Here is an 18247-nt window from a genome sequence, read left to right as displayed (position 1 = left end):
ACTCGTCCTCTTCTTTTTCTTCTTTCATTCTTCTTCATCCAACTCAAAGAGGAGACTTCCCATGCAGCAATTCCACTGGACCCCGACACTGCGCGCCGCCGTCGCGGCGGCGCTCGCGCTGACTGCAGCGGGCGCGTCGCAGGCTGCGTCGCAGGCGCCGGTCGCGGCCGAGCACGGCATGGTCGTGAGCGCGCAGCACCTGGCCAGCAAGGTCGGCGTCGATGTGCTCCGGCGCGGTGGCAATGCGGTCGACGCGGCGGTGGCCGTGGGCTACGCGCTGGCGGTGGTGTACCCGGCGGCGGGCAACCTCGGCGGCGGCGGCTTCATGACCGTGCAACTGGCCGACGGCCGCAAGACCTTCCTGGACTTCCGCGAGAAGGCGCCGCTGGCCGCCACGGCCAACATGTACCTGGACAAGGACGGCAACGTCATCAAAGGCCTGAGCACCAACGGCCACCTCGCCGTCGGCGTGCCGGGCTCGGTGTCGGGCATGGAATACGCGCGCGAGAAGTACGGCACCATGAAGCGCGCCGACCTCATCGCTCCCTCGATCCAGCTGGCCGTCAAGGGCTTCGCGCTGGAGCAGGGCGACATCGACATGCTGTGGACCTCCACCGCAGATTTCCAGAAAGACCCGGTCTCCGGCGCCATTTTCCTGAACAAGGGCCAGCCCTTCCAGGTCGGCCAGAAACTGGTGCAGAAAGACCTGGCCAAGACGCTGAAGGAAATCAGCTCCAAGGGCACCGACGGCTTCTACAAGGGCTGGGTCGGCAAGGCGATCGTGGCATCGAGCCAGGCCGGCAAGGGCATCATCACGCAGGCCGACCTCGACCAGTACAAGACGCGCGAACTCGCGCCTGTCGAGTGCGACTACCGCGGCTACCGCGTGGTGTCGGCACCGCCCCCGAGTTCGGGCGGCGTGATCATCTGCGAGATGCTCAACATCCTGGAGGGCTACCCTCTCAAGGACCTGGGCTTCCGCTCGGCGCAATCGGTGCACTACCAGATCGAAGCCATGCGCCACGCCTACGTGGACCGCAACAGCTACCTGGGCGACCCCGACTTCGTGAAGAACCCGCTCGACCGCCTGCTCGACAAGGGCTACGCCGAGAAGATCCGCGCCGCCATCGACCTGAAGAAGGCCGGCGTCTCCAAGGACATCAAGCCCGGCGTCGCGCCGCACGAAGGCAGCAACACCACCCACTACTCGATCACCGACCAGTGGGGCAATGCCGTCTCGGTCACCTACACGCTGAACGACTGGTTCGGCGCCAAGGTCACGGCCGACAAGACCGGCGTGCTGCTGAACAACGAGATGGACGACTTCACCTCCAAGATCGGCGTGCCGAACATGTACGGCCTGGTGCAGGGCGAGGCCAACGCCATCGCCCCGGGCAAGCGTCCGCTGAGCTCGATGAGCCCGACCATCGTCTCCAAGGACGGCAAGCCGGTGTTCGTGGTCGGCACACCCGGCGGCAGCCGCATCATCACGGCGGTGCTGCACACGATCCTGAACGTGGTCGACTACGGCATGAACGTGCAGGAGGCCGTCGATGCGCCGCGCTTCCACCAGCAATGGCTGCCTGACGTCACCAACGTCGAGACCTTCGCCATCAGCCCCGACACCCGCAAGATCCTGACCGACATGGGACACAACCTGGGCGTGCCGCAGCCGGCCAACCACCTGGCGGCGATCATCGTCGGTGCGCCGTCGCTGGGCGGCAAGCCGGTCGGCGCCAACCGCTTCTACGGCGCGAACGATCCCCGCCGCAACACCGGTCTGGCTGCCGGGTACTGACACTGCAAACTCGAAGGCGGTCGTGCCATGCCGGCGCGGCCGCTTTTTTCATTTCCATGCACCTGCAAGACATCCTCTATACCCAAGGCTTCGGCACGCGCCGCGTGTGCGCGGGCCTGGTCCAGCAAGGCCACGTGACCATCGACGGCAAGGCCGTGACGGACCCCTTCGCCGACCTCGACCCCGAAGGCCTCCTCTACACCGTGCAGGGCACGCCGTGGGCGTACCACGAGAAGGCCTACCTGATGCTGCACAAGCCGGCCGGCACCGAGTGCTCGCAGAAGCCCTCGACCTACCCGAGCATCTACACGCTGCTTCCGTCGCCGTTGCGCCTTCGCCCCAACAAGGGCGCGGTGCAGGGCGTGCAGGCCATCGGCCGGCTCGACCAGGACACCACCGGGCTCTTGCTCATGACCGACGACGGCCAGTTCATCCACAAGATGGGCTCGCCCAAGCACCACGTGCCCAAGGTCTACGAGGTGACCGCCAAGCACCCGGTGGACGAGGCGCAGATCGCGAAATTGCTGGCCGGCGTCGTGCTGGACGACGACCCGAAGCCGGTGCGCGCGGCCGCATGCGAATCCGACAGCCCGCTGCACCTGCGGCTCACGCTGACCGAGGGCAAGTACCACCAGGTCAAGCGCATGCTGGCCGCGGTGGGCAACCGGGTCGAGGGGCTGCATCGCTCCCGCATCGGCGACCTGGCGCTGCCCGCGGACCTGGCACCAGGCCAATGGCGCTGGCTGACGGTCGAGGAGGTCGCGGCGTTGCGTGCGCCGACCAAGCCGGCCAAACCACCGAAATAGGGGAGAGAAACAGGGCTGAAGCGGTCAGCCAGCCTTCAGGGCTGGCCGTTAAGATCCTCAGCTCTTTCCCGGAACCTTCCCTTGCGACTCCCAGCCCGCCCGAACGGCCGCATCGCGGCCTTCCTGTTTTCTTCCCTGACAGCCCTTTCAGCCCTGCTGGTCCACGCGGCCGCCGCCGCTGCACCGCCTGAGCTCCCCCCGATCTTCGTTCTCAACTCGCTGGACGCCAACGTCAGCGTGATCAATCCGGCCGACTGGACCGAGAAGCTGCGCATTCCCACCGGCAAGGAACCGCACCACATCTACATGACGCCCGACGAAAAGTCGGTCATCGTGGCCAATTCGGCGGGCGATTCGCTCACCTTCCTCAACCCGAAGACGGCGGAAGTGCAGCGGGTGGTCTACGGGATCATCGATCCGTACCAGCTGCAGTTCTCGCGCGACATGAAGTGGTTCGTCACTGCGGGCAACCGGCTGAACCACGTGGACGTGTACCGCTGGGACGGCAAGGACCTGAAGCTCGCCAAGCGCATCGCCTCGGGCAAGACGCCCAGCCACATCTGGATCGACAACACCAGCACCATCGCCTACGTGACGATGCAGGACAGCGACGAACTCATCGCCATCGACCTGCCCACGCAGAACATCCGCTGGCGCGTGGCCACCGGCGCCATGCCGGCCGACATCTACGGCATCCACAACGACAAGACCCTGCTCGTGGGCCTGACCGGCAGCGACGGCGTGCAGGTGTTCGACGTGGCCGGCACCGAGCCCAAGCTGGTCGGCAAGATCCCCACCGGCAAGGGCGCCCACGCCTTCCGTTCTGCGGGCGACGGCAAGAGCGTGTTCGTGAGCAACCGCGTGGCCAACACCATCAGCCGCATCGACATCGCGACGCTGAAGGTCAGTGCGACCTACGCGGTGCCCGGCGGCCCCGACTGCATGGACGTGTCGGCCGACGGCAAGACGCTCTACGTCACCTCGCGCTGGGCCAAGAAGCTCTCGGTGATCGACCTGGCCACGCAGAAGGTGGTGCGGCAGGTCAACGTCGGCCGTTCGCCCCACGGCGTCTGGACCCTCGACCATGCCAAGCGCATCTAGCGGCGCAGGCCGCCGGGCCGCCGCGCTGGCGCTGGCCGTTGCCGTCGTGCCTGCCGCCTGGGCACAGGGCGGTTCGTGCGAAAAGCCGGTCTACCTGACCTTCGACACCGGCCACATGGGCATCGCCCCGCTGGTGGCCGAGGTGCTCAAGCGCCAGGACGTGCGCGTCACCTTCTTTGCCGCCGCCGAGCGCACCACCACCGACGGCGACAGCCTCGACAACCACTGGGCGCCATGGTGGAAGGCGAGGGCGGCCGAGGGCAACGAGTTCGCCTCGCACACCTACGACCACACCTACTGGCGCGCTGACCTGAAGGGCACCACGCCGACCTTCCGCGTGAAGCCCTCGGCAGGCCCGCTCGCCGGCCGCGAGTTCACCTGGACCGCCGCCGAGTACTGCGCCAACATCAGCAAGGCGTCCGACCGGCTGGCGCTCATCACCGGCAAGAAGCCGCTGCCGCTGTACCGCGCACCGGGCGGCAAGACCTCGCCCAAGCTCCTGGCTGCCGCCAAGGCCTGCGGCTTCGAGCACGTGGGCTGGGCGCCCGCCGGCTTTCTCGGCGACGAGCTGCCGAGCGAGAAGTTCAGCAACGAGAAGCTGCTGACGCAGGCGCTGGACACCATCCGCCCTGGCGACATCCTGCTCGCGCACCTGGGCATCTGGTCGCGCAAGGACCCGTGGGCGCCGGCCAACCTGGAGCCGCTGATCGTCGGCCTGAAGGCCAAGGGCTTCTGCTTCCAGACCCTGCGCCAGCATCCCGACTACCGCGCCTGGATCGCATCCCATCCCTGAGAAGCCGAGGCGCCGCAGTGATCGACTGGTTGACGGACCTTTTTTCCGCCCTGCAGGGCTGGTTCTTCGAGACGGCGGTGCAGCCGCTGGTGTACGCCGTCGGCCTGGGCGGCTGGACCGAGGACGCCTTCGACGCCACCGGCTGGCTGCTGGTCGGCTTCATCCAGATCGTCGTGCTGCTCGCGGTGATCGGGCCGCTGCAGCGCTGGCGCTCGGTAGAGCCGGTGGTGGACCGGCAAGCGATCCGCATCGACGTGCTCTACACGCTGATCCACCGGCTGGGGCTCTTCCGGCTTGCGCTGTTCTTCACGCTGCAGCCGTTCTTCGACGACGCGCTGGGGAACCTGCGCACGGCGGGGTGGGGCACCTTCCATCTCGACGAAGTCTGGCCCGGCGTGACCGACGTCGCGTGGGTGGCCTTTGCCATCTACCTCGTGGTGCTCGACTTCGTCGGCTACTGGATCCACCGCGGCCAGCACCAGTTCAACTGGTGGTGGGGCCTGCACTCGCTGCACCACTCGCAGCGCCAGATGACGATGTGGAGCGACGACCGCAACCACCTGCTCGACGACGTGATCCACGACACGCTCATCGTCATCGTGGCGCAGCTGATCGGCGTGGCGCCGGGGCAGTTCATCGCGTTCGTGGCCTTCACGCAGCTGAGCGAAAGCCTGCAGCACGCGAACCTGAAGATGAGCTTCGGCGCCATCGGCGAGCGGCTGTGGATCAGCCCGCGCTTCCACCGGCTGCACCACAGCATCGGCCTCGGCCACGAGTCGCGTGGCAAGAGCACGCTGGGCGGCCACAACTTCGGCGTGCTGCTGCCCTGGTGGGACATGCTGTTCCGCACCGCGAACTTCGAGGACCGCTACGACCCGACCGGCATCCGCGACCAGGTCGAGCCCGACGAAGGCGGCCGCACGCGCAACTACGGCCGGGGCTTCTGGGCGCAGCAGTGGCTGGGCCTCAAGCGGATGGTCGGCCGCGGCTGAATCGCCAGGGAAATCGCCCCGCAGTCAATCACAGGCGTTATCCTCGCTGCCTCATGCGCCTGCTCCTCGACTCCTTCTGGCGCGCGGTCGCCTATTGCATGCTGCCGCGCGTGATCGTGCTGTCGTTGCTGCCGCTGGGCCTGATGGTGGTGCTGGCAGCCGGCCTCGGCTACTTTTACTGGGAGTCGGCCGTGACCTGGACGCGCGGTGCGCTCGATGCCTGGCCGCTGCTGTCCAGCTTCTGGGCCTGGATCGGGCGGCTCTTCTCCAGCGACGTGACGTCCGTGCTGGCGTCGATGGTCGTGGTGTTCGCCGCCACGCCGCTGATCGTGGTGGTGTCACTGCTGATCGTGGCGGGGCTGATGGCCCCGGCCCTCACCAAGCTCGTGGGCGACCGCCGCTTTCCCTCGCTGGAGCAGAAGAAGGGCGCTTCCTTCTTTGGCAGCGTCGCGCGGTCGCTGGGCGTAACCCTTCTCGCGCTGGTGGCGCTGGTGGTCTCGATGCCGCTCTGGCTCATTCCGCCGCTGGTGCTGATTCTTCCGCCGCTCATCTGGGGCTGGCTCACCTACCGCGTCATGAGCTTCGATGCCCTGGCCGAGCACGCGAGCCCCGAGGAGCGCGCGACGCTGCTGCGCGCGCACCGGCTGCCCCTTCTGTGCATCGGCGTGCTCTGCGGCTACCTGGGCGCCGCGCCGAGCATTGTCTGGGCCTCGGGCCTGCTCTTCGCCGCCGCCTTCTTCGTGCTGGTGCCGATCGCCATCTGGATCTACACACTGGTCTTCGCCTTCTCGGCACTCTGGTTCGCGCACTATTGCCTCGATGCCCTGGCCCAACTGCGTACGCAGCGCGCCGCGGCACTGGCTTCCGCCGAAGGCGGCACGCCCGCCCTCGAGGCGGCCGGAGCCAACCAGGCCGCACTTTCTCAATGGGGTTCACCATGACACGCGCATTCGGTCTCATCGTCGTCGGCGACGAGATCCTCTCCGGCAAGCGTGCCGACAAGCACATGCCCAAGGTCATCGAGTTGCTCGCCGCGCGCGGCCTGCAGCTGGGCTGGGCGGAATACGTGGGCGACGAGCCGACGCGCATCACCGCGGCGCTCACGCGCGCCTTCGCCTCGGGCGACATCGTGTTCTCGACCGGCGGCATCGGCGCCACGCCCGACGACCACACCCGCCAGTGCGCCGCCAAGGCGCTGCGGGTGCCGCTCGCGCTGCACCCGGAGGCCGAGGTGCTGATCCGCGAGCGCATGCAGGACACGGCCAAGGAGCAGGGCGTGCCCTACGAACCCGACCGGCCCGACAACATTCACCGCCTGAACATGGGTGTGTTTCCGGAGGGCGCGACGATCATCCGCAACCCGTACAACAAGATCCCGGGCTTCAGCGTCGAGCACGTGCATTTCGTGCCGGGTTTCCCGGTCATGGCCTGGCCGATGATCGAATCGGTGCTCGACAGCCGCTATGCCGAGCTTTTCACCCGCAACGCCATCGCCGAGAAGTCGGTGATCGTTTTCGGTGCGATGGAAGCCACCCTCACGCCCCTGATGCAGGCGATCGAGGAGGCCCACGCGGGCATCAAGGTGTTCAGCCTGCCCAGCGTCGATCACCCTCAGTACGGCCGGCACATCGAGTTGGGCGTCAAAGGCGACCCGGGCCGGCTCGATGCGGCGTATACCCAGCTGATCGAAGGGTTGCACACTTTCGATGCCAAGCTTGGCCCAGAATTGGTGCGCTGAAAGTCATTGCACCATTTTGGTGAATTTCAGCCTGTATTTAAGCGGTGCATCTGCCGGGAAAGCCTCAATCCGTGAGGCGACAATGGCACAGAAACTGCATCCTTCGTTCCCGTATTCCAAACCACCATCCAACTCAGGAGAAACTGATGGCAAAGACCGTCGCCGATGTACTCAAGCTCGTCAAGGAAAACGAGGTCAAGTTCATCGACTTCCGCTTCACCGACACCCGTGGCAAAGAGCAGCACGTCACCGTGCCGGTCTCGGCTTTCGATGAAGACAAATTCACCTCGGGCCACGCATTCGACGGCTCGTCCATCGCCGGCTGGAAGGGGATCGAGGCTTCGGACATGCAGCTCATGCCCGACCCCAACACCGCCAACATCGACCCCTTCTTCGAAGAAACGACGCTGATCCTGACCTGCGACGTGATCGACCCGGCAGACGGCAAGGCCTACGAGCGCGATCCGCGTTCGCTCGCCAAGCGCGCCGAGGCGTACATGAAGGCCTCGGGCCTGGGCGACACCGCCTTCTTCGGTCCGGAACCCGAATTCTTCGTGTTCGACGGCGTCCGCTGGAAGAACGACATGTCCGGTTGCTTCGTGAAGATCGATTCCGAAGAAGCTTCGTGGAACACCGACAAGGAATACGAGCACGGCAACACCGGCCACCGTCCCGCAGTCAAGGGCGGCTACTTCCCGGTTCCCCCGGTCGACAGCTTCCAGGACATGCGCTCGGAAATGTGCCTGGTGCTCGAATCGCTGGGCATCCCGGTCGAAGTGCATCACCATGAAGTGGCCAACGCCGGCCAGATGGAACTCGGTACCAAGTTCAGCACGCTGGTGCAGCGCGCCGACTGGGTTCAGCTGCAGAAGTACGTGATCCACAACGTGGCCCACGCCTACGGCAAGACCGCCACCTTCATGCCCAAGCCCATCGTCGGCGACAACGGCTCCGGCATGCACGTGCACCAGTCGGTCTGGAAGGACGGCAAGAACCTGTTCGCAGGCGACGGCTATGCAGGCCTCTCGGACTTCGCTCTGCACTACATCGGCGGCATCATCAAGCACGCCCGTGCCCTGAACGCCATCACGAACCCCGGCACCAACAGCTACAAGCGCCTGGTGCCCGGCTTCGAAGCCCCGGTGAAGCTGGCTTACTCGGCCAAGAACCGCTCGGCCTCGATCCGCATCCCGTTCGTGGCCAACCCGAAGGGCCGCCGCGTCGAAGCGCGCTTCCCCGATCCGCTGATGAACCCGTACCTCGGTTTCGCTGCGCTGCTGATGGCCGGTCTCGATGGCGTGGAAAACAAGATCCACCCGGGCGAAGCCGCCAGCAAGGACCTGTACCACCTGCCGCCGGAAGAAGACGCGCTGATCCCGACCGTGTGCCACAGCCTCGACCAGGCGCTGGAATACCTGGACAAGGACCGTGCATTCCTGACCAAGGGCGGCGTGTTCACCGATGCATACATCGACGCGTACATCGAACTGAAGATGCAGGAAGTCACGCGCTTCCGCATGGCGACCCATCCGGTCGAGTTCGACATGTACTACTCGCTGTAAAAGGCTCGCCCCCAGGTTTCGCGCACTTCGTGTCGCTTCTCCTTCCCCCTACCGGGGGCGACACCAGCGGCCCGGCAAAGCCGGTTCCGCGGTGTCTCTGGATGGCGCTGCGTCGGCTTGTAAGCCTGATGGGTTAGGAAAGGACGGCCTCGGCCGTCCTTTTTCCTTGGTGCGGAACATCTTGTCACCGGTGGCCTCGAATTGCATGAAAATGCGCCTTTGTTGCGCCACCCACCGATTCACATGAAGACTGCTTCTCTCATTTTCCTGGCCGGTTCATTGTTGGCCGCCCTCCCAGCGTCCTCGCAGGAACGCGTGTGGCGCTGCGGCAATGAATACACCAACAACGCGACCATCGCCCAGCAAAAGGGCTGCAAGGTCATGGAAGGCGGCAATGTCACCGTCGTCCAGGGCGGCGGCGGTGGTGGTGCCAAGTCGTCGGGCGGCTCGGGCTCTTCTGCCGCGCGCGCCCCGGCCGGCAGCCCGCGCGTCGAAGGCGTCGACCAACGCGCTCGCGACGGCGAGGCCCGCTCGGTGCTCGAGTCCGAACTCAAGAAGGCCGAGACCCGCCAGGCGGAGCTGCAAAAGGAATTCAACAACGGCGAGCCCGAAAAGCAGGGCAGCGAAGCCAAGAACTACCAGAAGTACCTCGATCGCGTGGCCGAAATGAAGGCCGAACTCGCGCGCAACGAGAGCGACATCGCCGGCATCCGCCGCGAAATCGGCCGGTTGCCCGGCAGCAAATCACAGTAAGCATCGCATGGCATTCGGGAAGAAGGCGGTCGGCGCCAACACGCGCTTTCAGTCCTTCGACCTGCTGTCCACGCTGATCGCCGTGGTCAACAGCGACGGCTCCGTGCTGTTCGCCAACGCAGGCCTCGAGGACGCCCTCGGCACATCGCGCCGCACGCTCGAAGGCTCGCAGTTCGGTGCCTGTTTTCACGAGCCGCAAGTGCTGCGCACCGCCATCGACGGCGCCAGCAGCAACGACTTCGCCACGCTGCGCTACGAAGCCTTCTTGCGGCGCGTCAACCACGAGCTGATGCCGGTGCAGGTCACGCTCGCGCATGGCGACAAGAAGGGCGAGCTCATCATCGAGATGTCGCCGCTCGAACACCAGGTGCGGCAGGACCGCGAAGAGCGGCTCATCGACCAGGCACAGGCGAACAAGGAGCTCATCCGCAACCTCGCGCACGAGATCAAGAATCCGCTCGGCGGCATTCGCGGCGCGGCGCAGCTGCTGCAGATGGAGGTGGAGTCGCGCGACCTCATCGAATACACGCAGGTCATCATCCACGAGGCCGACCGGCTGCAGACGCTGGTCGACCGCCTCCTGGCACCACACCGCCGGCCGCACGTGGTGGGCGATGTCAACATCCACGAAGTCTGCGAGCGCGTGCGCTCGGTGATCCTTGCGGAGTTTCCGCGCGACCTGCACATCGAGCGGGACTTCGACGTGTCGATCCCCGAGTTCCGCGGCGATCGCGAGCAGCTCATCCAGGCGACGCTGAACATCGTGCACAACGCCGCGCAGGCGCTTGCGGAGCGTCGTGCGGCAGGCGATGCGCAGATCACTTTCAAGACCCGCATCGCCCGCCAGGTGATATTCAACAAGCAGTGGTATCGATTGGCATTGGAATTGCATGTAATTGACAATGGACCGGGTGTGCCGGACACGATCAAGGACCGCATCTTCTATCCGCTCGTATCGGGCAGGGAAGGCGGAACAGGCCTCGGGCTGACCCTTGCACAAACTTTTGTGCAACAGCATCACGGCGTGATCGAGTGCGACAGCGTCCCGGGCCGAACCGATTTCAAGATACTGATACCGCTGCCCTAGCGCAGCACGGCAACAAGGAGATGCATGAAGCCGATCTGGATAGTTGATGACGACCAATCGATCCGCTTCGTGCTCGAGAAGGCCTTGCTGCGCGAAGACTTGCCCACGCGCAGTTTCACGAACACGCGCGAGGTGCTTGCAGCGCTCGAGCAGGCCGACGACGACGAGCAGCAGGGCCCGCAGGTGCTGGTGAGCGACATCCGCATGCCCGGCGGCTCCGGGCTCGACCTGCTCGACAAGATCAAGGCCAAGCACCCCGGCCTGCCCGTCATCATCATGACGGCGTTCTCCGACCTCGACAGCGCCGTCTCGGCCTTCCAGGGCGGCGCCTTCGAATACCTGCCCAAGCCCTTCGACCTGCCGCGCGCGGTCGAACTCATCCGCCGCGCGGTCGACGAAAGCCAGCGCGAAGAAGTCTCCGAAGAGCGCATGGTCGCCGCCCCCGAAATGCTCGGCCAGGCGCCAGCGATGCAGGACGTGTTCCGTGCCATCGGCCGGCTTTCGCAGAGCAACGTCACGGTGCTGATCACCGGCGAGTCGGGCTCGGGCAAGGAGTTGGTGGCGCGGGCGCTGCACAAGCACTCGCCGCGCGCCAACGGCCCGTTCGTGGCCATCAACACCGCGGCCATTCCCAAGGATCTTCTGGAGAGCGAACTCTTCGGCCACGAGCGCGGCGCCTTCACCGGCGCGCAGACCATGCGGCGCGGCCGCTTCGAGCAGGCCGAGGGCGGCACGCTCTTCCTGGACGAAATCGGCGACATGCCGTTCGACCTGCAGACGCGCCTCTTGCGCGTGCTGAGCGACGGCCACTTCTACCGTGTGGGCGGCCACAACTCGGTCAAGGCGAACGTGCGCGTGATCGCCGCGACCCACCAGGACCTGGAGCAGCGGGTGAAGCTCGGGGGCTTCCGTGAAGACTTGTTCCACCGCCTCAACGTGATCCGCCTGCGCCTGCCGGCGTTGCGCGAACGCGGCGAGGACGTGCCCGCGCTCACCCGGCATTTCCTGCAGCAGAGTGCGCGCCAGCTCGGCGTCGAGCCCAAGCGGATTTCCGATGCGGCGCTCGCGAAGCTCGCCACCTTCGGCTTCCCGGGCAATGTGCGCCAGCTGGAGAACATCTGCCACTGGCTGACCGTGATGGCGCCCGCGCAGCTGATCGAAACCAAGGACCTGCCGCCCGAGGTGATGGCCGTCAACGTCGACACGCATGCGGTCGAGGCGGCTGCGCCGGTGGCTGTTGCCGCGCAACCGGTGGCTGCGCCGCTGCCAGGCATCGAGCGCGAAACTGTGTCGGCCGCCGCTCCACCTGAAGCCGTGGAAGCGCCCGCTGGCGTGAGCAGCTGGGAGAGCGGCCTCGAAGTCGAGGCCCAGGCCCTGCTGGCCGCCGGCCGCACCGACGTGTGGGATGCGCTCTCGCGCCGCTTCGAATCGCGCCTGATCCTCACGGCGCTGGCCAACACGCGCGGCCGCCGCATCGAGGCGGCCCAGAAGCTGGGCATCGGGCGCAACACCATCACCCGGAAGATTCAGGAATTGGGCATCGAGTGAACGCCGACCCGAGGCGCTTGCCTCGGGCGGCTATCTGCTTCGCTGGCCCAGCGTCAGCGAGTCGAGCTGGAACTTCCCGCTCTTGTCCCAGAGCCAGGTATCGACATACGTGTGGCCGCCCAGCTTGCCCGGCGAGGGCAGCGGCGAGGTCGCCTTGATGAGCTCGGCAATCATCGGCGGCACTTCCGGCGCATGGCTCGGCACGCGGCTGAAGGTCACGTTGTTCACCTTGCCGTCCGCGTCGATGTCCGTCTCGACCACCACGACGGCGTAGACCAGCGGTGGAATCTTTCCCTTGTAGATCCGGCTCGCATACGCCTTGTAGATGTGGCGCGCGCCGGTCTTGCGGTAGGCGCGCACGGCGGGTGTCTGCGCGGTGATCAGGCGCACCGTCGGCACGTCGCTTCGGGCCGGGGCCGCTTCATCGGTGGGCGAGGTGGCGCTCTTGCCGTCTTCGGTCTTCTCGGCGGGCTTGAGGATCGAGCAGGCGCCCAGCGCCAGCGAAAGGGCCAGGACCGCGAGGGCGCGGCCGGCTCGCGGCAAGGTGAGGTCGGCGATGGCGGTCATGACGGTCAGGCGCCCTGGTCCAGGTCGAGCACCACGGGGGCATGGTCGCTCGGCTTTTCCCACTTGCGTGGCACGCGGTCGATGACGCAGCCCTTCACGCGCGGCACCAGCGGCGTGCTCACGAGCATGTGGTCGATGCGCAGGCCCCGGTTCTTCTGGTAGCCGAGCATGCGGTAGTCCCACCACGAAAAGCTCTTCTCGGGCTGCTCGAACAGGCGGAAACTGTCGACGAGCCCCAGATCGAGCAGCGCCTTGAAATGGTTGCGCTCCTCGGTCGTGTGGTGGATCGTTTCCTTCAGGCCCACGGGGTCGAAGCTGTCCCGGTCTTCGAGCACGATGTTGAAGTCGCCCAGCAGTACCAGGTTCGGATGGGCCACCAGTTCCTGCCGCAGCCATTCGCGCAATGCGTCCAGCCACTTCATCTTGTATTCGAACTTGTCGCTGCCAGGCGCCTGCCCGTTGACGAAGTAGCCGTTGACCACGCGCAGCGGGCCCGCGGGCGTCTCGATGGTGGCGGCGATCACGCGCGACTGGTCGTCGGTGAAGCCGCCGATGTTCTTCACCACGTCGCGCACCGGCGCAAGGCTCAGGATGGCGACGCCGTTGTAGGTTTTCTGTCCGAACACCGCGGCCTCGTAGCCGGCCGACTTGAGCACCTCCAGCGGAAACTTGTCGTCGGTCATCTTGAGCTCCTGCAGGCAGAGCACGTCGACCGGATTGGCGATCAGCCAGTCGAGCACGTGCTGCAGGCGGGCCGTGAGGGAATTGACGTTCCAGGTGGCTATTTTCATGAATCGCTAAGTTGTTGATTTCAATGATATTTGCGGAACGATACGCCGGATCGGCTTCACACCGTCCATGAGGAATGGCCGTGGGCCATGCCGGAGCCAGAAATGTACGTTGCCGAGCGGCTTGCGCCCTGTCGGATCAAGGCCCAATATTCCCGCAAGCGCCTCGTGTTATCTGCGTTACTATGCGTAACCGATCCACGAATCAGATCTTTCCAGGCATGCCCAAAGGGGTTCCGAACCCGGCCGAGATGTACGGCATCTACACCCGGCCTTGGGGGTTCGAAGTGTCCATTGTCAGAGCCGGCGTCCGGCACCGCGAGGTCTTCGGCCGGGCCAGCTACGGCGGCAGTGCACAAGCGCTCGCGCACGCCCAGCGCTGGCGCGATGCGCTGGTGAAAAGCCTGCCGCCATCCACGCGCCGCTCCCGGGCCGAGAAGATACGGCCCAACAACAAGACCGGCGTGCCCGGGGTTTTCCGCCTGCTCACGCCCAGTGGAAAGATCCTCGGCTGGCTCGCCAAGACCTACATTGCGCACGACCAGATTCTGCGGTCGCTGTTTCTCGCGAGCGCCCTGGGAAGCGCCGCGCGGTCGATGGCGATTCACGAGCGCGGCCGGCAACTCGGGCAGATGTCGGGGCTCGCCAAGGTGCATCCCGCCGAAGAGGCGATCCGCAAGGCGCCCGCTCGCTCGGCTGCCAATCTGCCCACGAAGCACTCGAAGTCCGAAATCGTCCGGAAGAACAACCGCAGCGGAATCTCCGGCGTGACCTTCAAGTCGCCCCGGCCAAAGCACCCGGGATACTGGATGGCCATCACCTACACCGCGGGAAAAGGCACGACGAGCAAGGCGTTCTCGGTCGCAGAGCATGGCCACGACAAGGCCAGGACGCTCGCCGAGGCCGAGCGCCGGCGCCAACTGGCCCAGAAGAAACGCGACAGCCGCCAAGCCGAATGAAAGCAGACCGGATCGCCATTTCCGTGGCACCCTACATTGGCGTGTCGGCCCTGGCGGTGGCGCCGGCCGACGCGCAAGCCTGCCTCGTCCTTGCGCACGGCGCGGGCGCGGGCATGGCGCATCCGTTCATGAACGCCGTGGCCGAGGGCCTGGCGCAGCGGCGCATCGCGACCCTGCGCTACCAGTTTCCGTACATGGAAAAGGGCCTCAAGCGCGTGGACTCGCCGGCGCTCGCCCATGCCACGGTGCGCGCGGCCGTCCGGCGCGCGGCACAGCACTTCGACGGTGTTCGCCTGTTCGCTGGCGGCAAATCGTTCGGCGGCCGGATGACCTCGCAGGCCCAGGCGCTCGATCCTCTGCCGGGCGTCCAGGGCCTGATCTTTCTCGGCTTCCCATTGCATCCGGCCGGTGCCCCTTCCATCGATCGCGCGGCCCACCTGCACGACATCGAAGTGCCGATGCTGTTCGTGCACGGCACGCGCGACAAGCTTGCGGAGCCCGAGCAGATGCGCCCGGTGCTTCGCGGCCTCGGGCCACTCGCCACGTCGATGGTGATCGAAGAGGCCGATCACTCGTTCAGCGTCCCCAAGCGCAGCGGCCTCTCAAGCGAAGAAGCTTTGGACGAAGTGCTCGACGGCCTGGCCCTGTGGACGCAGGCCTGGCGCATCGGCTGACCGGCTAGCTGGCCAGCGCCCGCATCTCCGCGATGAGATCGGCCTTGCCCTCGAAGCCGATGCCCGGCAGCGGCGGCAGCGTGACGTAGCCGTCCTGCACCTTCACGCCGTCCGGGAACCCGCCATAGGGCTGGAACAGGTCGGGGTAGCTCTCGTTGCCGCCCAGGCCCAGGCCCGCGGCAATCGCCAGCGACATCTGGTGCCCGCCGTGCGGAATGCAGCGCGAGGGCGACCAGCCGTATGCCTTCAGCATGTCCAGCGTGCGCAGGTATTCGACCAGGCCATAGCTCAGCGCGCAATCGAACTGCAGCCAGTCGCGGTCGGGCCGCATGCCGCCGTGGCGAATGAGGTTGCGTGCGTCCTGCATCGAGAACAGGTTCTCGCCCGTGGCCATCGGGCCGGCGTACACCTCGCCGAGCCTGGCCTGCAATTCGTAGTCGAGCGGGTCGCCGGCCTCCTCGTACCAGAAGAGCGGGTATTGCGAGAGCGCGCGGCCGTAGCCGACGGCCGTGGGCAGGTCGAAACGGCCGTTGGCATCCACCGCCAGCTGCTGGCCGGGGCCGAGGATCTTGAGCACCGACTCGATGCGCTCGCAGTCCTGTGCGAGCGTGGCGCCGCCAATCTTCATCTTCACGACCGAGTAGCCGCGCTCGAGGTAGCTGGTCATCTCGCGCTGCAGGCCTTCGACGCCCTTGCCGGGGTAGTAGTAGCCGCCCGCGGCATAGACGAACACGCGCGGGTCGGGCGTGCCGCTGCCGTAGCGTTCGGCCAGCAACTGGTAAAGGGGCTTGCCGGCGATCTTGGCAACCGCGTCCCACACGGCCATGTCGATGGTGCCCACCGCCACCGAGCGCTCGCCGTGGCCGCCGGGCTTCTCGTTGATCATCATGCGGGCCCAGATCTTGTGCGGGTCGAGGTTCTCGCCGGTTTCGTCGAGGAGCGACCCCGGCTCGGCTTCCAGCAGCCGTGGAAGGAAGCGCTCGCGGATCAGGCCGCCCTGGCCGTAGCGGCCGTTCGAGTTGAAGCCGTAGCCGATGACCGGCTTGCCGTCGCGGACCACGTCGGTGACCACGGCCACGAGGCTCAGGGTCATCTTGGAGAAGTCGATGTAGGCGTTGCGGATGTCCGACTTGATGGGACGCGTGGATTCGAGGATGTCGACGATTTTCATAAGGGGGGTGGGGGAGAATCTCCGCCGTGGTTCAAGGTGCAGTGCAGGAAGGCATGCATCTTTTCCCGGCGGGGCGTGCGCCGTCCAATACTCCAATCGCATACAACTATTCATTCCGACGCGCTGCACATGGGCCCCGGCAACCGACCCCTCGATCTCGAATGGCTGGAAGATTTCCTGGCCCTGGCCGAGACCGGCAATTTCTCGCGCGCGGCACAGGCCCGCTCCATCGCCCAGCCGGCCTTCAGCCGGCACATCCGAGGACTGGAAGAGTGGGTGGGCGTCGACCTCTTCGATCGCAGCGCGCATCCGGTCACGCTGACCGCGGCGGGCAAGCGCTTCCTGCCCCTGCTGCAGGAGTTGCTGGCCGGCCTGCAGGCCGCCCGCACCGAGGCGCGTCGCGCGCACGACCTCGATGCCGCAAGCCTGAGCTTCGCCGCCACGCACGTGCTCTCGCTCACCTTCTTTCCGCGCTGGCTGGGGAGCGTGGAGGCGCGGCTGAGCATGGGGCCGATCCAGACCATCTCCGACAGCTCGCAGGCCTGCGAAGACCTGATGCTCCAGCGCCGCGTGCAGTTCGTGCTGTGCCACGGCCATGCCGGCACGCCCGGGCGGCTCGACGAAGCGCAGTATCCGGTGCAGCGCCTGAGCGAAGACGTGCTGGTGCCCGTCGCGGCACCCGGTGCGGATGGCGCGCCGCAGCACGCGCTCGGCACCGACCGCGCGCCTTCGGTGCTGGCGTACAGCGAGGCATCGGGCCTCGGGCGGATCATGCGGTCGGTCCAGGACAGCGAATTCGGGAAGGACTTCGCGCCGTCACTCTCGGTGGTCTTCACCGCACACCATGCCGCGCTGCTGCGGACCATGGCGCTCGAAGGGCGCGGCCTCGCGTGGCTGCCGATGAACCTGGTGGCGGAGGACCTGCGCACCGGCACGCTGGTCGATGCCGGCGCGGGCGGCTGGCGCGTGCCGGTGGACATCCGGCTGTACCGGCAGCTCACGCCGATGACGACGGTGGCCGAGGCGCTGTGGGCGTTGGTCGGCGGCGCGTGAAGCAGCGCAACTAGGGGCGATGTCCTGCACGCCGCGTGGCCGGCGGCTGGCGAGTCGCGCGCCGCGCATCCGGAAACTCGGGCGTTCAACAGGAGATGCCCCATGAGTTCCAGAACGCCAGCGCAGCCACCCGCCCATGAGGAGCCCGAGATCACGCAAGAGGAATCCGTGCCCAGCGATGGCCGGGACACCGAAGGCGAGGAGCTGATGAAGCAGGTCAACAACCGCAAGCTCCACGAGGAGGGTTCCGCGGAAGACAAGACACCGGATAAGTCGGAGCAATCGAAAGCGGACAAATCCTGACATCGCGCCATTCGTGAATCCGGACCACAAGGCGCGCCCATGAACGGCAACGCAGCCACCGTCAGCGCGGGCGCTCCTCCCGCGCCCGCTACATCGCTCTGGCAGCGCAGCCGCCGATGGGTGTTGCCGCTGGTCGGCATCGCCATCCTCGGCCTGCTGCTGTCGCACGCGCACAAGGTGGACTGGGCCGGCGCCTGGCACGCGCTGCAGCGCTATTCCCCCTGGCTGCTGCTCGGGGTACTGGGGCTCGCCACCGCCAGCCACGCGCTCTACGGTTGCTTTGACCTGATCGGCAAGCGCCACACGCGCCACGCGCTGCCGCGCTGGCGCACCTGGGCGATCGCAGTCACCAGCTACGCCTTCAACCTGAATCTCGGCTCGCTGGTGGGCGGGATTGCGATGCGCGCGCGGCTGTATGCGCGTGCGGGCCTGGACGAAGCCACCGTGGCGCAAGTCGTCGGGCTCAGCCTTGCGACCAACTGGCTTGGCTATGGGCTGCTGGCGGGTGGTCTGTTCGCGGCGGGCGCCATCGCGCCGCCGAGCCGTGCGCCGAT

18 protein-coding genes and 1 pseudogene are annotated in these 18247 nt (G+C 66.5%); 16 read left to right on the top strand and 3 right to left on the bottom strand.

Annotation, left to right across the window (positions count from 1 at the left end):
• The first annotated feature begins 61 nt into the window (after positions 1-61).
• The 11 genes from ggt to ntrC all read left to right on the top strand — a co-directional run bounded on the left by ggt (position 62) and on the right by ntrC (position 12178).
• Positions 62-1798 (top strand): gamma-glutamyltransferase, encoded by a 1737-nt coding sequence (gene ggt, locus RT97_RS29270; protein ID WP_042582375.1) that lies wholly within the window; start codon positions 62-64, stop codon positions 1796-1798.
• Between the two features lie 56 nt (positions 1799-1854).
• Entirely contained in the window at positions 1855-2604 is a 750-nt protein-coding gene (locus RT97_RS29265) for a pseudouridine synthase (RefSeq protein WP_042582374.1), read from the top strand.
• A gap of 81 nt (positions 2605-2685) precedes the next feature.
• Positions 2686-3705, top strand: coding sequence for a YncE family protein (locus RT97_RS29260; RefSeq protein ID WP_052810787.1), 1020 nt, complete (start codon positions 2686-2688; stop codon positions 3703-3705).
• On the top strand, positions 3689-4498 hold the full coding sequence (locus RT97_RS29255) for a polysaccharide deacetylase family protein (protein ID WP_042582373.1): 810 nt from the start codon (positions 3689-3691) through the stop codon (positions 4496-4498). The genes RT97_RS29260 and RT97_RS29255 overlap by 17 nt, the downstream gene beginning before the upstream one ends.
• A 17-nt stretch (positions 4499-4515) precedes the next feature.
• Entirely contained in the window at positions 4516-5490 is a 975-nt protein-coding gene (locus tag RT97_RS29250) for a sterol desaturase family protein (RefSeq protein WP_042582372.1), read from the top strand.
• Positions 5491-5543: 53 nt separating this feature from the next.
• The gene (locus tag RT97_RS29245) at positions 5544-6431 is read left to right on the top strand and encodes an EI24 domain-containing protein (RefSeq protein WP_042582371.1); all 888 of its coding nucleotides are present in this window, start codon (positions 5544-5546) and stop codon (positions 6429-6431) included.
• Positions 6428-7228: a competence/damage-inducible protein A gene (locus RT97_RS29240; protein WP_172672269.1), complete on the top strand. Its 801-nt coding sequence runs from the start codon at positions 6428-6430 to the stop codon at positions 7226-7228. Before RT97_RS29245 ends, RT97_RS29240 begins: the two co-directional genes overlap by 4 nt.
• Positions 7229-7374: 146 nt before the next feature.
• Complete coding sequence (gene glnA / locus RT97_RS29235; protein WP_042582369.1) at positions 7375-8790, top strand: type I glutamate--ammonia ligase; 1416 nt, start codon at positions 7375-7377, stop codon at positions 8788-8790.
• A gap of 243 nt (positions 8791-9033) precedes the next feature.
• Positions 9034-9543 (top strand): hypothetical protein, encoded by a 510-nt coding sequence (locus RT97_RS29230; protein ID WP_042582368.1) that lies wholly within the window; start codon positions 9034-9036, stop codon positions 9541-9543.
• 7 nt (positions 9544-9550) lie between these two features.
• Positions 9551-10630: a nitrogen regulation protein NR(II) gene (gene glnL, locus RT97_RS29225; protein ID WP_042582367.1), complete on the top strand. Its 1080-nt coding sequence runs from the start codon at positions 9551-9553 to the stop codon at positions 10628-10630.
• 24 nt (positions 10631-10654) lie between these two features.
• Positions 10655-12178 carry a nitrogen regulation protein NR(I) gene (ntrC, locus tag RT97_RS29220; protein ID WP_042582366.1) on the top strand — a complete coding sequence of 508 codons (1524 nt, stop codon included), beginning with the start codon at positions 10655-10657 and terminating at the stop codon, positions 12176-12178.
• Positions 12179-12208: 30 nt separating this feature from the next.
• Here the strand turns inward: ntrC and RT97_RS29215 are convergent, their stop codons facing one another.
• Positions 12209-12745: a hypothetical protein gene (locus tag RT97_RS29215; RefSeq protein ID WP_042582365.1), complete on the bottom strand. Its 537-nt coding sequence runs from the start codon at positions 12743-12745 to the stop codon at positions 12209-12211.
• Between the two features lie 5 nt (positions 12746-12750).
• Positions 12751-13536, bottom strand: a complete 786-nt coding sequence (gene xth, locus RT97_RS29210) for an exodeoxyribonuclease III (RefSeq protein WP_042582364.1) — start codon at positions 13534-13536, stop codon at positions 12751-12753.
• Between the two features lie 248 nt (positions 13537-13784).
• Here xth and RT97_RS29205 point away from each other — a divergent pair, with 248 nt between their 5' ends.
• Positions 13785-14492: a hypothetical protein gene (locus RT97_RS29205; RefSeq protein ID WP_042582562.1), complete on the top strand. Its 708-nt coding sequence runs from the start codon at positions 13785-13787 to the stop codon at positions 14490-14492.
• A 23-nt stretch (positions 14493-14515) separates the two neighbouring features.
• Positions 14516-15166 carry an alpha/beta hydrolase family protein gene (locus RT97_RS29200; protein ID WP_253278339.1) on the top strand — a complete coding sequence of 217 codons (651 nt, stop codon included), beginning with the start codon at positions 14516-14518 and terminating at the stop codon, positions 15164-15166.
• A 4-nt stretch (positions 15167-15170) separates the two neighbouring features.
• On the opposite strand, the gene RT97_RS29195 is transcribed toward RT97_RS29200, so the two are convergent.
• Positions 15171-16337, bottom strand: coding sequence for a mandelate racemase/muconate lactonizing enzyme family protein (locus RT97_RS29195; RefSeq protein ID WP_042582362.1), 1167 nt, complete (start codon positions 16335-16337; stop codon positions 15171-15173).
• Positions 16338-16466: 129 nt separating this feature from the next.
• Here RT97_RS29195 and RT97_RS29190 point away from each other — a divergent pair, with 129 nt between their 5' ends.
• The 3 genes and pseudogenes from RT97_RS29190 to RT97_RS29180 form a co-directional block, all read left to right on the top strand.
• A complete protein-coding gene (locus tag RT97_RS29190) occupies positions 16467-17390 on the top strand; it encodes a LysR family transcriptional regulator (RefSeq protein ID WP_042582361.1) in 924 nt (307 codons plus the stop codon).
• A gap of 102 nt (positions 17391-17492) precedes the next feature.
• Complete coding sequence (locus RT97_RS29185; RefSeq protein WP_042582360.1) at positions 17493-17693, top strand: hypothetical protein; 201 nt, start codon at positions 17493-17495, stop codon at positions 17691-17693.
• Positions 17694-17732: 39 nt separating this feature from the next.
• Positions 17733-18247, top strand: a pseudogene (locus tag RT97_RS29180) (lysylphosphatidylglycerol synthase domain-containing protein); the annotation flags it as partial.

This window comes from Variovorax paradoxus (assembly GCF_000834655.1).
Classification (GTDB): domain Bacteria; phylum Pseudomonadota; class Gammaproteobacteria; order Burkholderiales; family Burkholderiaceae_C; genus Variovorax; species Variovorax paradoxus_F.
The sequence above is the reverse complement of the archived record's forward strand: the minus strand, read 5'-3'. Positions and strand labels throughout refer to the sequence as shown.